This is a genomic window from Pseudomonas entomophila, assembly GCF_013523165.1.
GTDB classification, from domain to species: domain Bacteria; phylum Pseudomonadota; class Gammaproteobacteria; order Pseudomonadales; family Pseudomonadaceae; genus Aquipseudomonas; species Aquipseudomonas entomophila_A.
Window position 1 is genome coordinate 149,831 of the sequence record NZ_JAAMQI010000002.1, and the last position, 13,152, is coordinate 162,982.

Here is a 13,152-nt window from a genome sequence, read left to right on the forward strand (position 1 = left end):
TGGCCCTACCGGTCCCTCCGCAACGATTACCCGTTAACCTGGTCAGGCCCGGAAGGGAGCAGCCATGGCGGGAACATCGTGTGCCGGGGTGTGGCTGGTGGGGCTGCCTCCATTACGCAGGTCGTCGAACGCTCGACGGCATCGCGATCAAGAAGACCTTCTTCGAATCCGCAACCCGGTCCTGGGTCGTGACTCTTTTCGACACCTCGAATCAGCCCGTGCACTGCAGACGGTCGAGACCGTCACACCGCACACCCCACTACCGCATTCACCCCCTCCAGTTTCGCAAACGAAATATCCTTCGCCGTCAGCAAGAAATCCCTCATGTACGCGACCTCCAGCATGTCGCTGCGCACGGCCGCGAACAGCGTCGCCTGCAACCCTTGCTTCCCCAACCGCTTGGCCATCACATACCCCCGCGCGCTGTACTCGTGCACGGCCCAGTTCGGCAGGCAGCACACCCCACGCCCGCTGGCCACCAGCTGCATCATCATGACCGTCATCTCCGCGGTGCGGACCTGCGCCGGCTCGACATCGGCCGGGTCCAGAAAGCGGGTGAAGATGTCCAGGCGGTCACGCTCGATGGGGTACGTGATCAACGTTTGCCCGACGAGATCGGCAGGCTCCAGATACGGCTTTTCGCGCAGCGCATGACGCCGGTCGAGGGTCAGCAGCGCTTCGTAGCCGAACAAGGGGATGTACGTGATACCCGGCAAGGTCACCGGGTCGGACGTCACCACCAGATCGAGGTCGCCCCGCGCCAGTGCTGGCAGCGGCGCGAACGACCACCCCGAGGCCAGGTCCAGCTCGACCTCCGGCCAGTCGCTGCGAAACGCGTCCAGCGTGGGCATCAGCCATTGGTAGCAGCTGTGGCACTCGATGGCGATGTGCAGCCGGTCGGCGGTGCCGCTGGCCAGCTTGTCCAGGTGGCGTTCGGTCGTGCGGATCAGCGGCAGCACCTGGTCGGCCAGTTGCAGCAGCTTCAGGCCCGCGGTGGTGAAGCGCACGGGCCTGGACTTGCGCACGAATACCGGCAGGCCCAGGCGGCTTTCCAGCTCGCGGAACTGGTGCGACAGCGCCGACTGCGTCAGGTGCAGGCGTTCGGCGGCCAGGGGCAGGCTGTCGGTTTCGCGCAAGGCGTGCAGGGTGCGCAGGTGCCTCAGGTCGATCATGGGCAGCGGGCTACGCTCGCGGCTGTCGTCATGGCGCCGACAGCTCCTGGCGAACGAGCGCCGCGCCTGCGCTCAAGGCCCTCAGCTTGCCCTGCGCCACCGAGCGCGGCAACGGTGCCATGCCGCAGTTGGTGCACGGGTAGAGCTTGTCGGCATCGACGAATTGCAGCGCCTTGCGCAGCGTGTCGGCCACCTCGTCGGGCGTCTCGATGGCAGGGGTCGCCACATCGATCGCGCCCACCATCACCTTCTTGCCGCGAATGAGTTCGAGCAGTTCCAGGGGCACGTGCGAGTTGTGGCACTCCAGCGAGACGATGTCGAGGCTGGAGGCCTGGAGTCTGGGGAAGGCGTGCTTGTACTGTCGCCATTGGTGACCCAGTGTTTTCTTCCAGTCGGTATTGGCCTGGATGCCATAGCCGTAGCAGATGTGCACGGCCGTCTCGCAGGTGAGCCCTTCGGCGGCCCGCTCCAGTGCCGCGACGCCCCAATCGTTCACCTCGTCGAAGAACACGTTGAACGCAGGCTCGTCGAACTGGACGATGTCGACGCCGGCCGCCTGCAGCTCCCGGGCTTCCTGATTGAGGATCTCGGCGAATGCCCAGGCCAGTTTCTCGCGGCTCTCGTAGTGGCCGTCGTACAGCGTATCGACCATGGTCATCGGGCCGGGCAGGGCCCATTTGATGGGTTGGTCGGTGTGTCGACGCAGGAAGGCGGCGTCTTCCACGAACACGGGCGCGCGGCGCGCGACGGTCCCGATGACCGTCGGCACGCTGGCCTCGTAGCGGTCACGGATCCTGACCGTTTCACGCCTTTTGAAATCGACGCCCTCGAGGTGCTCGAGGAAGGTGGTGACGAAGTGCTGACGGGTCTGTTCGCCATCGCTGACGATGTCGATGCCCGCCTGTTGCTGTTCTTGCAAGGCCAGGCGCAGCGCGTCCTGCTTGCCCTCGATCAGCGCCTCGTCGTCCAGCTTCCAGGGCGACCAGAGCGTTTCGGGCTGGGCGAGCCAGGCGGGTTTGGGCAGGCTGCCGGCGGTGGAGGTGGGCAATGGCGTTTTCATGGGAAAGAACCTGGTGTGCCGCGTCGATCACGCGGTGTAGGTGGCCGACCACTGTTCGAGGAGCGCGTGGTAGGGCTCGATGAAGTGCGCTTCGACGAAGCGGGCTTGTTCGACGGCCAGACGGCTGCGCTCTTCGCGGTCGTAGACGATGCGTGTCAGGGAGTAGTCCTGGTGCTGCAAGCTGGGCCGATAGGTCTTGCCGGCTGCCGAGTTGGCGTTGTAGATCTCGGGGCGGTAGATCTTCTGGAACATGTCCATGGTGCTGATGGTGCTGATCAGTTCCAGCGTGGAGTAGTCGGCCAGCAGATCGCCCGTGAAATAGAACGCCAGGGGCGCGACACTGTTGGCCGGCATGAAGTAGCGCACCTGCAGGCCCATCTTGGCGAAGTACGCGTCAGTGAGTGAATGCGCGTTCTGCTGGTATTCGAAGCCCAGCACCGGGTGGTGATGGTCAGTGCGGTGGTACGTCTTGCTGCTCGACACGCTCAGGCAGATGACCGGCGGCTTGTCGAAGTGCGCGGCGTACGCGCTCGACTGGACGAAGCATCTGAAGAGCTTGCCGTGCAGCTCGCCGAAGTGCGCAGGTGCGCTGGCGACCGAGCAAGCCGTGGCATGCGCGGGTAGCACGATGCTGAAGTCGTAATCGCGCAGGTAGGAGGAGAAGTTGTTGCCGACCATGCCTGCGCTGCGCTCACCGGTGTGTCGATCGAGCACGGTGGTTTTCAACATCTCGATCAGCGGGAGTGCGTGACCGTCACGCGCAGCGGTGAGGTGCAGGTCGACGGAAACGATGTCGAGCTCGACGGCGTAGCGGTTGCCTTCAGGGTTGTCCCGCTGTGCCAGGGCGTTGAAGCGGTTGTCGATCATGCGCAACGTGTTGCGCAGGTTGTCCTGACGGCGTTCGCCCCGCGCCAGGTTGGCGAAGTTGGTCGTCACCCGTGTCGTGGGGGCAGGGCGGTAGTGTTCGTAGAAGTCCACGGTCTTGATGGAAAAAAGGAAGTCTGTGCACGTCATGATCGGTCGTCTCGCTCGCATATCGACAGGCCCTGCCAGTCGGTCGTATGGTAGGGACGGGGTAGAGGGGGCGGAACTGAATTGATTTCACAGGCCCTTTAGCCGCGCTCATGACGCTGTCTGGCGGGGTGGGCGAACGCATCGGTAGCTCGACCTGCATTGCACATTTTGAATCCTTGCACCGCTTGATCCTGCCGGCATCCTGGTGCCTACTCGTCAGTGATGTTCGTCAACGCGTCAGGAGTGGTAACCGTGGATCAAGTCGACCCGCTCATCGCGGAGCGCATTCGGGAATGGCAGGCCCGGCGTCTGGCCATCAAGGATCAGATGCAGGCGTCTCCGGAGCGCACCCTGGAATTGTCATGGGTGCTGGATGAAATGGATGAAGAGCATGAGCGCATCCTGCAGGCCCAGGGCGACGCGCCGCCGATGGACGTGCCTGACCCGGTCGAGTCCGTGCCCGCGCTGCCCCTGTCCGACGAGCTGGCGCCTGGACCCGGCCGCCAGCGGTTCGACCTGCGGCTGGACGTGTCTGCCGCCACCGTCGACGACCTTCGTGCATTGATCCAGACCGCTCTGCATGAACTTGACGGTAGACTGCACGACGCCGAGGCGCATTCGCTCACCGGCAAGATGGGCGGCACCCTGGGTGACTACCGCTTCGACCTCGAGTGCACAGGCCTTTCCGATGAGTGATTCGACCCCGCCAGACCCTGACGCGACGCTGCCGGCTGCAGCCGATCCGCCCGCTGCACACCTCTCGGACGAAGTGCTCGCCCAGCACCTGGCGCCGCTGCTCGCCACCTATGAGGTGAAGTGGCGTGGCCATGGCGTGATCTATGTCGACGACGAGCCCTACAACATCGAGACCGCGCAACGTATCATCGCCGACCTCGGCAGGACGTTGTCCTTGCCGGCCGCGACCGTACGCCAACGCCTGATCGATGCCCAGCTGCTGCGCGACGTCCGTCAGCGGCCGGCGCCCGTCAACCCGGCGCAGCGCATGGTCGCGCAGCTCGCGGCCTCCAAGCTGCTGGCCAATCGCCCCGCCAGGCGCGACGACCCTGAAGAACCTGACCAGCGTTGACGCCTAGCCCCATCGTCCACACCACGAGACCCCATGCAACCGGAACATTTCGACCTCTCCAGCCCCGTCTACCTGCCCATTGCCGAGGAGCGCTGCCAGCAGTTGCTCGGCGAGGAGGGGGTGGCGGAGCTGGAGACGCTCAGCGACCCGGAACTGGCCGCGGTGCTGGTGATCCAGCACGTGGCGCAGGCGGGCGAACACGCGGTCAGTGCCGGTGGCGCGGAGACGATCCTGGCCAAGCTGCTGGCCTGGCAACGGGAGCGCGTCGAGGGCAGGGGCGCCCGCCTGCTGACCGAGGCGCAACGCTTGTTCGATGCCCGCAAGCTCTACTTCGGCCTGGGCTTGCTCGATGGCCTGGGCCTGCGGTTGCTCGAGGCGGACGAGGTGACGGCTCAGGAGTACCTGCTGCCCGACGGTCGCTGGGACGTGCACTACAAGGCCCGCCATTTCCATCGCCACCACCCGTTCGCCAGCCAGATGATCACCGCCCGTGGGCGTGAGCGCTGGCTGAGCTCGGCGCAGGACCGGCTGGTGCGCACCTTTCGCGCCAACCTCGACGAGCACCTGCACGTGCAAGGGTACGCCGGGGTGGGCAAGAGTCACCTGCTCGGCGCCTTGGTGGACTGCCTGCGGCCGGGGCGCACCCTGGCCCTGGCGCGTACCGACAAAAAGCTCGAAGCCCTGCGGCGTCGCCTGGGCGGCAAGGGCAAGCTGCCGGGCCTGAGCTTCAAGGCCTTCGCCGACACCGTCCTGGCCGCGCCGCGTGGCGCGCGTACCGTAAAGAGCACGGCGCGGCTCGCGACCAAGGCGGCGGTGTGTGACGAACTGTCGATCCACGGGTTTCGTGCGTATGGGCCGGTGCAGGCGCTGGACATCTGTCTGGTCGTGCTGGCGCGCTACTGTGACGCGTGGGACCGCACGCTGTGCAACGCCCACCTGCCGGTCTTCCAGCAGCCGTTGACGCCGGTCGAGGCGCGCGTGCTGCTCGAGCTGGCCAGCCGCGTCTGGACCTGGCTGGACATGCATCCGCACTGGGCGCCGCGCACGGGGTTCGAGATGCTGCTGCTGATCAAGCGCGCCAGCCTGGCTGGCTGCCAGGTGCCGTCACGCTTCACCCACGTGATCGTCGACGAAAGCCAGGACATCCCGCCGCCGCTGTTGCAGATCATCGAGCGCGGGCGCCAGGTGCTGGTGACCCTGGGCGACGAATACCAGAAGGCCAGCGGCCCGATGGTCAAGCGCGAGCGCCGGGTGCGGCAGAGCGATGTGAGCTATTCGGTACGCTCTGGCCGCAAGGTCGAGGCGCTGGTCAACCCCTTGATCTCGCTGCACTCGCACCAACCCCGGCTGCCGTTCGAGGGCGCGCGCGATGCCGATGTGCGGATCGAGACCTACCCCGAGCGCTTCACGCCCCCGGCCGGCTGCGTGGTGCTGACCGGGTCGCGCTGGGACAGCATGCGCTGGGCCCTGGAGCTGGGTCGCCAGCACTGTGGCTTTGGGTTCCTCGAAAAGCGGGCCGAGGATGACCTGAAGTGGTTCATGGAGAGCGCCGTCAGGCTGTTCCGTCCGGACGTGTACGGCGAGACCGGGCGGGCCGAGCGGCATCCGGCCTTCGCCGAGATGACCGACTGGCACCGGGTGCGCGAGGCCAACCGGTTCGATGAGTCGTTCCTGTGGGTGCAGGACGAACTCGAGCAGGGCCTGCGCGTGGCCGATGTGACGGCGCTCGATCGGGTGATCAGCGAGGGCGCGTCGAGCTGCCTGTTGTTGATGGCCGAGGAGGCCGGTGGCTGGGAGTTCGACCAGGTACTGCTGACACCGGGGCTGCTCACCACGGTGCCGTTCAAGGATGCGTACGAGTTCGACCATCGCATCTGTGCGATCTACATCGGGATCTCCCGGGCCAAGCATCGGTTGTACCTGCCGTACGACTTGCAGGAGTGGATCGGGTTTCACGCGAGCAACCACCGTGGGGCGCATGGGTATTGAGCAGGCCTGGCAAGAACCGCGTCGTGTTCATCGCGGGCAAGCCCGCTCCCACAGAGGCTGTGTGAAAACCTCTCCACCGATGCAGCTGATCAAAAAACAGCCTGAAAATCAGATTGCTATGTGAATTCTGGGTGAGTTGAGTCGCCAAACTTCTTCAGAATTCGCGTAGGAACGCGATTTGAAAAAAGCAGGTGGGGTTTTCACATAGCCTGCACAGGACCGTGATGGCCCCTCTCACCGTAGGGCTCGAAGCGTCCATGACACTGTTTCCACAGGGTGGTCGAGTGTCGACGTGTACCGTTGCGGTGTGGCTACGGGGTGGGAGCGGGCTTGCCCGCGATGACGATGCAAGCTGCACCGTCGCAATCGCCGACAGGTCGGTGCTCTTCATCCGGGATCGCCAAAGCTCGATCTGGGTCTCGATCTACCGACGCTTCCTCACCCGCACCGCATTCGCCGATACCTTGAGCAACCGCTGAAAGGTCGGGCAGCTCAGGTGGTCCTGCGCGGGGCACGCGGCGGCATGGCGGAGGCCTTTGCCCAGGGCCATCAACCGCCTGGCCGTCGCTTCCAGCTCCACGGCCTTGTCGACTAGCCGTTGCCGATCGATCTGAGACGGGCCGAACATGCCGTCGATGTCGTCGAGGGAAAACCCGCAGCCTGGCCCAGCGCGATCAGCGCCAGCCGGTCGATGACATCGGCCGGAAACTGACGCCGCTGGCCTGGCCCCGCTAGCGATCGGATCAGCCCTTTCTTCTCGTAGTACCGCAACGTCGAGGCCGGTACGCCCGTGCGTCTGGCGACGTCGGCAATGTCCATGAAAGGCTCCTTGACTTGAAGTTGACTTCAACTTCTATGCTGCGCGGCAGGTCATCACCCGTCAACGCGCAAGGATCTCGCCATGAACATCGCTGCTTTCACGCTCGCCACCCTGCAGGTCGGACTCGGTGCCACGCTGGTCATGGACCTGTGGACGTGGCTGCTCCGCCGTCTGGGTGTGCGCACGCTGGATTACGCCCTGCTGGGGCGCTGGGTCGGTCATGGGCTGCGGGGGCGATGGCGACATCAGGCCATCGGCAGCGCCTCGCCAGTGGCGTTCGAGCGCGCGTGGGGCTGGGGGCTTCACTATGGGGTGGGCATCGTGTTCGCCGGTCTGTTCCTGGCGTGGGTCGGCGCCGGGTGGAGCCGGCAGCCGACGCTCGGCGTGGCGCTGGTGTTCGGTGCGCTGACGGCGATGGTGCCCCTGTGCGTGATGCAGCCGGCGATGGGGCTGGGGCTGTTCGCACGGCATACGGCTACACCCTGGCGTGGGTGCGCGCGGAGTGTAGCGACACACCTGGTGTTCGGCGCGGGGTTGTATGCGTCAGCCTGGGTGTGGGCTGTATAGGAAGGGGCCAAGGCCCTGGCAGCAAGGGGGGGGGCTGCTGTCAGGGCCAGGGCCGGGTCGTGGATCAGCTGGTCGGGCCGATCACAAGGTCCATTTCAGGCTGAACATCACGTTGCGCGGGTCGCCGTAGACGCCCTGACCGGTACCGGTCGGGATGCCTTGCCAGTACTTCTCGTCGAACACGTTGTTGAGGTTGACCCGGCCGTCCCAGTGCTCGTCGAAGCGATAGCCGGCCATCAGGCCGACCACGGCGTAGCTGTCTTGATCGGCGTGACCAAGGCCGACGCGTTCGTAGGTGCTGCTCTGGGCGAACACGTCCGCGCCGACGCGCCACTTGCTCAGGTCGCCTGTGAGGTTGTACGAGGTAACCGCCTTGAACAGGTGCTTGGGCTGGTTGGGTGCGAACCGGCTGCCCTGGTAGGTCTTGTCCTTGACGTACTCGCTCATGACATAGGTGTAGGAGGCCGAGAAGTTCCAGTTGGGCGTGATCGCGCCGCTCAGCTCGGTATCGATACCGCGGCTGCGGACTTCGCCCGCGGCTTCATAGCAGGTGCGATTCGTCGCCCTGCACGCTGCCGGCTGATTGGCGATGGCGTAGGCCCGGTTTTCTTGGTTGGTCTCGAACAGTGCTGCCGAGGCATTCAGGGCGCCGTCCAGGTACGCGGCCTTCAGACCCACTTCGTAGCTTTTACCCGTCATCGGTTCGAGGACAGAACCGCCAACGTCCTCCTGACTTTGTGGTTTGAAGATTTCGGTGTAGCTGGCGTAGGCCGAGTAGGTATCGTTGAAGTCGTAGATCACGCCGGCGTACGGGGTGAATTCACGCGTCGTCTTGTAGTCGCTGTCGCTGCCGATCTTGTCGTAGTCCCACCAGCTCACGCGACCGCCCACGATGACATGCAACGGATCGATGGGGTTGAAGCGTGCCACTGCGTAGGCCGCTTCTTCAGTGGTGACGTTATGGTTGGAGTAGGCTGTGCGATCGCTGAGCGATGGCTTGGTGACGCTGCCCGGATCGAAGTTGTAGATGTCGACCGGCGTGAGGCCCCAGTAGCCGCCGCGCTGGTTGTACTTCTCCTGACGGCGGTTCAGGCCGACCATGAACTCATGCTCGCGTCCGCCCAGCTGGAAGTTGCCGCCTAACGAGGCATCGACGTTGAACAGGTCGTCGTCAGTCAGGTAATGACCCGAAGCTGTTCCGAGCTTGGAGACCGAGGTGTAGGCAAATCTGTTTTCCTGGTCTGTCGAACCGAGGTAGTTAGAGAACGTGTCCGACTCGCCCCAGACTTTCTGCGCGGCGATCTTGCCCTTCCAGCCATTGCTAAAGGTATGGGTGATGTCGCTGAACAGTGTGTAGGTGTCCTGGTCCCAGTACCCCCAGTCGCCACTGAGGAACGTGGAGCGCGACAGGCCCAGGTTCTCGCCGTTTGGGCCTGCCGGCAGGCTGCCCCAGTCGGATTTCTTGTCTTCGCGCTGCTTGGAGGCGCCGACCGTGAAGGTGGTCGCATCGCTCAAGTCGGCTTCCAGGATGCCGTAGAAGGTCTGGCGCTTGGTGCCACGGACATCGACGAAGCTGTCGTTGTCCTCGTAGGCCGCCACTGCACGCCCACGCAGCGTACCGCTGTCGTTGAGCTTGTTGGAAACATCGACCTCGGTGCGGTAACGGTCCCAGCTGCCGGCACTGGTGGTGACGCTGGCCTGCGGCGTGGCGGTCGGGCGCTTGCGCACTAGGTTCAAGGTGGCGGAAGGGTCGCCGGCACCGGTCATCAGGCCCGTCGCGCCACGGACGACTTCGATGCGGTCGTAGATCGCCAGGTCGGCAGCGGACAAGGTGTCGAGGGTGAAGGTGCCCGCCGTGGTGGGCAGGCCATCGTACATCAGGTTGTCGATGCGAAAGCCTCGCGCCAGGTATTCACGACGGTCCGAACCGGTCCTGCGCAGCGTTATCCCGGGCGCAGCCTTCACCACGTCATCGAGGTTGTTCAGCCCTTGGTCCTCGATGCGCTGGCGCGTGATCACGCTCACCGACTGCGGCGTTTCCCGGATCGACAACGGCAGGCCTGCCGATGTGCTCATCGACCCCGTGGTATACGACCGGGTCCCCTCGGTCGTCGCCTGCCCGGCCACACCCGAGGTTTCCGCCGTGACCTGGCTCGCATCCAGCTGGATGACATCAGCGGCGGCGGCCAGCGAGCTGGCGGTGGTCAGCGAAATCAGCAGCGCCAGTGGGCGCACAGCAAAGCGATTCATGCTCGAAAGGTTCCCCGGGCAAAACCCAAGCGGACCCGCGCCTCGAATGGGGCGGTGTCGAAGTCTGAGAGTGAACGTCCTTTTAAGGCGAAGGCACCTAGCCATCGGTGCGGGCAGAAGGCTAGCCAATTGTGAAAAAAGTGTAAATAAAAATATTTCACATATGCGTTTATGTTTCAGATGGTAAGTGAACGCAATCGCACACCGTGTGTGCCAGCGGCCTGCGACCGCGCCAGGTCAGTCGCTGGGGGCAGTCGCCGTCCTGGCCAGGTAACGGCGTACCACCTGATCGATGTCTCCCGAACGCTTCATGCGCTTGAGCTCGGCCAGCAGCGCACGCACCGGGAGCCGGGGGTCGTCGCGCACCAGGCACCCCAGCGCGTCCTCCTCCAGCACCTCGAGCGCCTGCAGCCGCTCATCCGGCGGCAGTTGGCGGTTGTACCAGTCGAGCGTCAGTTGGTTGCTCACGGCGAAGCGGAACCGCCCAGCCTCGAGCTTCTGCAAGGCCAGCAGCTGGTTGCGGCTGTCTTCGCGGCGCAGTTCGCCAGACTGCCAGGCGGTATCCAGCGCGGGGTAACGAAAGCCCAGCACGGCGCCCACCGTCTCTCGATGCAGCTGGGCCAGGGTGGTCGACGCCGCCACGCCTGGCGCGGCCACCAGCACATCGCGCTGGACCAGCAGCGGCACGCTCCAGCGATAGCCAGGCGGGATCGGGTCGAGCCAGGCCGGCGCCACGTAGCACTGCACGTCGATGTCGCCCTCGCGCATGGCCTGCTGCAGCCGCAGCCGCGGCATGAGGTGGTACTCGGGTTCGACCCCCGCCCGTCGGGCCAGGGTCTGGAACACCTCGAACAGAATACCGTCCACCGGGCGATCGTCGCGCAGTTGCATCAGCGGCATGCTCCAGCTCTCGGAGACCGCGATGCGCAGGGTCGCAGGGGTTGCCAGGCAGGGGGCTGCGCACAGCATCAACAGGGCTAGCAGTCGTCGCACACCAAGGTCTCCCCGGGTCAAGAGGGTGGGGCCTGGCCCGCTGGGAGGAAGACGTGCAGGGCAGGGTGCAATTTTGCCCCCGCTCCGCTAGCATTAGCGCCTCTTCCGCTCGTTCAGGCTGTGGCGTTTTCCCATGAGTTATCAGGTTCTTGCACGTAAATGGCGTCCGCGCTCGTTCCGCGAAATGGTCGGCCAGGCGCACGTGCTCAAGGCGCTGATCAACGCGTTGGACAACCAGCGCCTGCACCACGCCTACCTGTTCACCGGGACCCGGGGGGTCGGCAAGACCACCATCGCTCGCATCATCGCCAAGTGCCTGAACTGCGAAACCGGCATCACCTCGACGCCGTGCGGCACCTGTTCGGTCTGCCGGGAGATCGACGAAGGCCGCTTCGTCGACCTGATCGAGATCGACGCCGCCAGCCGCACCAAGGTCGAGGACACCCGCGAACTGCTGGACAACGTGCAGTATGCCCCGAGCCGCGGGCGCTTCAAGGTCTACCTGATCGACGAAGTGCACATGCTCTCGACGCACTCGTTCAACGCGCTGCTCAAGACGTTGGAGGAGCCGCCGCCTTACGTCAAGTTCATCCTCGCCACCACCGACCCGCAGAAGCTGCCGGCGACCATTCTGTCGCGCTGCCTGCAGTTCTCCCTGAAGAACATGAGCCCGGAGCGCGTGGTCGAGCACCTGAGCCATGTGCTCGGCGCCGAGAACGTGCCGTTCGAGGACGATGCGCTGTGGCTGCTCGGCCGCGCCGCCGATGGGTCGATGCGCGACGCCATGAGCCTGACCGACCAGGCCATCGCGTTCGGCGAAGGCCGGGTGCTGGCCGCCGACGTACGGGCCATGCTCGGGACGCTGGATCACGGCCAGGTCTACGGTGTGTTGCAGGCCCTGCTCGACGGCGACGCCCGGGCCTTGCTCGAGGCGGTGCGCGCGCTGGCCGAGCAGGGGCCGGACTGGGGCGGCGTGCTGGCTGAGATGCTCAACGTGCTGCACCGGGTCGCCGTCGCCCAGGCCCTGCCCGAGGCGGTGGACAATGGCCAGGGCGACCGGGACAAGGTGCTGGCGCTGGCCTCGGCGCTGCCCGCCGAGGACGTGCAGTTCTATTACCAGATGGGCCTGATCGGCCGCCGCGACCTGCCGCTCGCGCCCGATCCGCGCGGCGGTTTCGAGATGGTGCTGCTGCGCATGCTCGCGTTCCGGCCTGCCGACACCGACGATGCGCCGGCGCCCCGGCTAAAGATCTCGGGGATCAGCCAGGCCACGGCTGATTCCACGGAGCCAGTGGCTGTCGCCTCGTCCACCCCGGCGGCGGTACCGCCCACGCGGCCTGACCCGCTGCCAGCACCTGCGCCGCTGGAGCGCGACGACCCGGACGCGCCCCTGACGGCGGTCGCAGGCCCGACGGTCAAGCCGCGCGCGGCCGTCGAGGCCCCCGAGCCGGCGCCTGCCGAGGCCCAGGGGTTCCACCCACCGTGGGAGGCCTCGCCCGAGGCGGCCCCGACGCCACCGCGGACCAATGCCGGCCCGCACGCCGACCCGCCACCGGCTGCCCCGGTGGCGAGCACGGCCCCGTCACGTGACGACGAGCCGCCGTTCGACCCCGAGGCCTACGACCTGGCGGGCATGACCCGTGATGACGAGCCGCCATCGGACGACGAGGACGACTACCCGGTCGAAACGGACCCAGCCGGCTTCACCTACCTCGACGCGTTGGCCGAGCACGTGCACGACCCCGAGCCGCTCAGCGTCCCGGAACCGTCGCCCGCCGCACGTCCGGCCACGGGGTTGGCATTGCAATGGCTGGAATTATTCCCACAATTGCCTATCTCAGGGATGACAGGCAACATCGCCGCCAACTGTACGCTGATAGCGGCCGACGGCGACGACTGGCTGCTGCACCTGGACCCGGCGCAAGGCGCGCTGTTCAATGCCACCCAGCAGCGCCGCCTCAACGAGGCGCTCGATCAGCACCTGGGGCGCAGCCTGCGGTTGAAGATCGAGCTGATCCGGCCTGAGCAGGAAACGCCTGCCCAGGCGGCTGCGCGCAAGCGGGCCGAGCGTCAGCGCGAAGCCGAGGTGGCGATCGAGAGCGATCCGCTGATCCAGCAGATGGTCCGCCAGTTCGGCGCGACGGTGCGCCCGGACAGCATCCAGCCTGTCGAGGCCATGGCCCCCCAGGGCAATTGAACG

General features: G+C 65.7%; 11 protein-coding genes, 1 other RNA gene and 1 pseudogene. 7 read left to right on the forward strand and 6 right to left on the reverse strand.

Annotation, left to right across the window (positions count from 1 at the left end; genetic code table 11):
• The first annotated feature begins 6 nt into the window (after nt 1–6).
• Nucleotides 7–103: signal recognition particle sRNA small type (ffs, locus tag G7Z99_RS02470), an RNA gene on the forward strand.
• 139 nt (nt 104–242) lie between these two features.
• On the opposite strand, the gene G7Z99_RS02475 is transcribed toward ffs, so the two are convergent.
• Genes G7Z99_RS02475 through G7Z99_RS02485 form a run of 3 tightly spaced genes read right to left on the reverse strand, consistent with a single transcriptional unit; the run spans nt 243 to nt 3,246 of the window.
• A complete protein-coding gene (locus G7Z99_RS02475) occupies nt 243–1,172 on the reverse strand; it encodes a LysR family transcriptional regulator (RefSeq protein WP_181091712.1) in 930 nt (309 codons plus the stop codon).
• 28 nt (nt 1,173–1,200) lie between these two features.
• Nucleotides 1,201–2,232 carry a methionine synthase gene (locus G7Z99_RS02480; RefSeq protein WP_181091713.1) on the reverse strand — a complete coding sequence of 344 codons (1,032 nt, stop codon included), beginning with the start codon at nt 2,230–2,232 and terminating at the stop codon, nt 1,201–1,203.
• Between the two features lie 27 nt (nt 2,233–2,259).
• Nucleotides 2,260–3,246, reverse strand: a complete 987-nt coding sequence (locus G7Z99_RS02485; protein WP_181091714.1) for a DUF1852 domain-containing protein — start codon at nt 3,244–3,246, stop codon at nt 2,260–2,262.
• Between the two features lie 252 nt (nt 3,247–3,498).
• Between G7Z99_RS02485 and G7Z99_RS02490 the strand changes: the two genes are divergently transcribed.
• The 4 genes from G7Z99_RS02490 (at nt 3,499) to G7Z99_RS02505 (ending at nt 6,801) form a co-directional block, all read left to right on the forward strand.
• Nucleotides 3,499–3,942, forward strand: a complete 444-nt coding sequence (locus G7Z99_RS02490) for a hypothetical protein (RefSeq protein ID WP_181091715.1) — start codon at nt 3,499–3,501, stop codon at nt 3,940–3,942.
• On the forward strand, nt 3,935–4,333 hold the full coding sequence (locus tag G7Z99_RS02495; RefSeq protein ID WP_181091716.1) for a hypothetical protein: 399 nt from the start codon (nt 3,935–3,937) through the stop codon (nt 4,331–4,333). Before G7Z99_RS02490 ends, G7Z99_RS02495 begins: the two co-directional genes overlap by 8 nt.
• A gap of 33 nt (nt 4,334–4,366) precedes the next feature.
• The gene (locus G7Z99_RS02500; RefSeq protein ID WP_181091718.1) at nt 4,367–6,322 is read left to right on the forward strand and encodes a hypothetical protein; all 1,956 of its coding nucleotides are present in this window, start codon (nt 4,367–4,369) and stop codon (nt 6,320–6,322) included.
• A 257-nt stretch (nt 6,323–6,579) separates the two neighbouring features.
• A complete protein-coding gene (locus G7Z99_RS02505; protein ID WP_181091909.1) occupies nt 6,580–6,801 on the forward strand; it encodes a hypothetical protein in 222 nt (73 codons plus the stop codon).
• Here G7Z99_RS02505 and G7Z99_RS02510 read toward each other — a convergent pair.
• Nucleotides 6,747–7,141 (reverse strand): annotated as a pseudogene (locus G7Z99_RS02510) (helix-turn-helix domain-containing protein). The gene G7Z99_RS02505 and the pseudogene G7Z99_RS02510 sit on opposite strands and share 55 nt — an antisense overlap.
• 82 nt (nt 7,142–7,223) lie before the next feature.
• Here G7Z99_RS02510 and G7Z99_RS02515 point away from each other — a divergent pair.
• Nucleotides 7,224–7,709 carry a DUF2938 domain-containing protein gene (locus tag G7Z99_RS02515; RefSeq protein WP_181091720.1) on the forward strand — a complete coding sequence of 162 codons (486 nt, stop codon included), beginning with the start codon at nt 7,224–7,226 and terminating at the stop codon, nt 7,707–7,709.
• A gap of 81 nt (nt 7,710–7,790) precedes the next feature.
• On the opposite strand, the gene G7Z99_RS02520 is transcribed toward G7Z99_RS02515, so the two are convergent.
• Nucleotides 7,791–9,959 carry a TonB-dependent siderophore receptor gene (locus G7Z99_RS02520; protein WP_258196924.1) on the reverse strand — a complete coding sequence of 723 codons (2,169 nt, stop codon included), beginning with the start codon at nt 9,957–9,959 and terminating at the stop codon, nt 7,791–7,793.
• Between the two features lie 237 nt (nt 9,960–10,196).
• A complete protein-coding gene (locus G7Z99_RS02525) occupies nt 10,197–10,952 on the reverse strand; it encodes a substrate-binding periplasmic protein (protein WP_181091724.1) in 756 nt (251 codons plus the stop codon).
• Nucleotides 10,953–11,085: 133 nt separating this feature from the next.
• Here G7Z99_RS02525 and dnaX point away from each other — a divergent pair, with 133 nt between their 5' ends.
• Nucleotides 11,086–13,149 (forward strand): DNA polymerase III subunit gamma/tau, encoded by a 2,064-nt coding sequence (gene dnaX / locus G7Z99_RS02530; RefSeq protein ID WP_181091725.1) that lies wholly within the window; start codon nt 11,086–11,088, stop codon nt 13,147–13,149.
• Nucleotides 13,150–13,152: the final 3 nt, after the last annotated feature.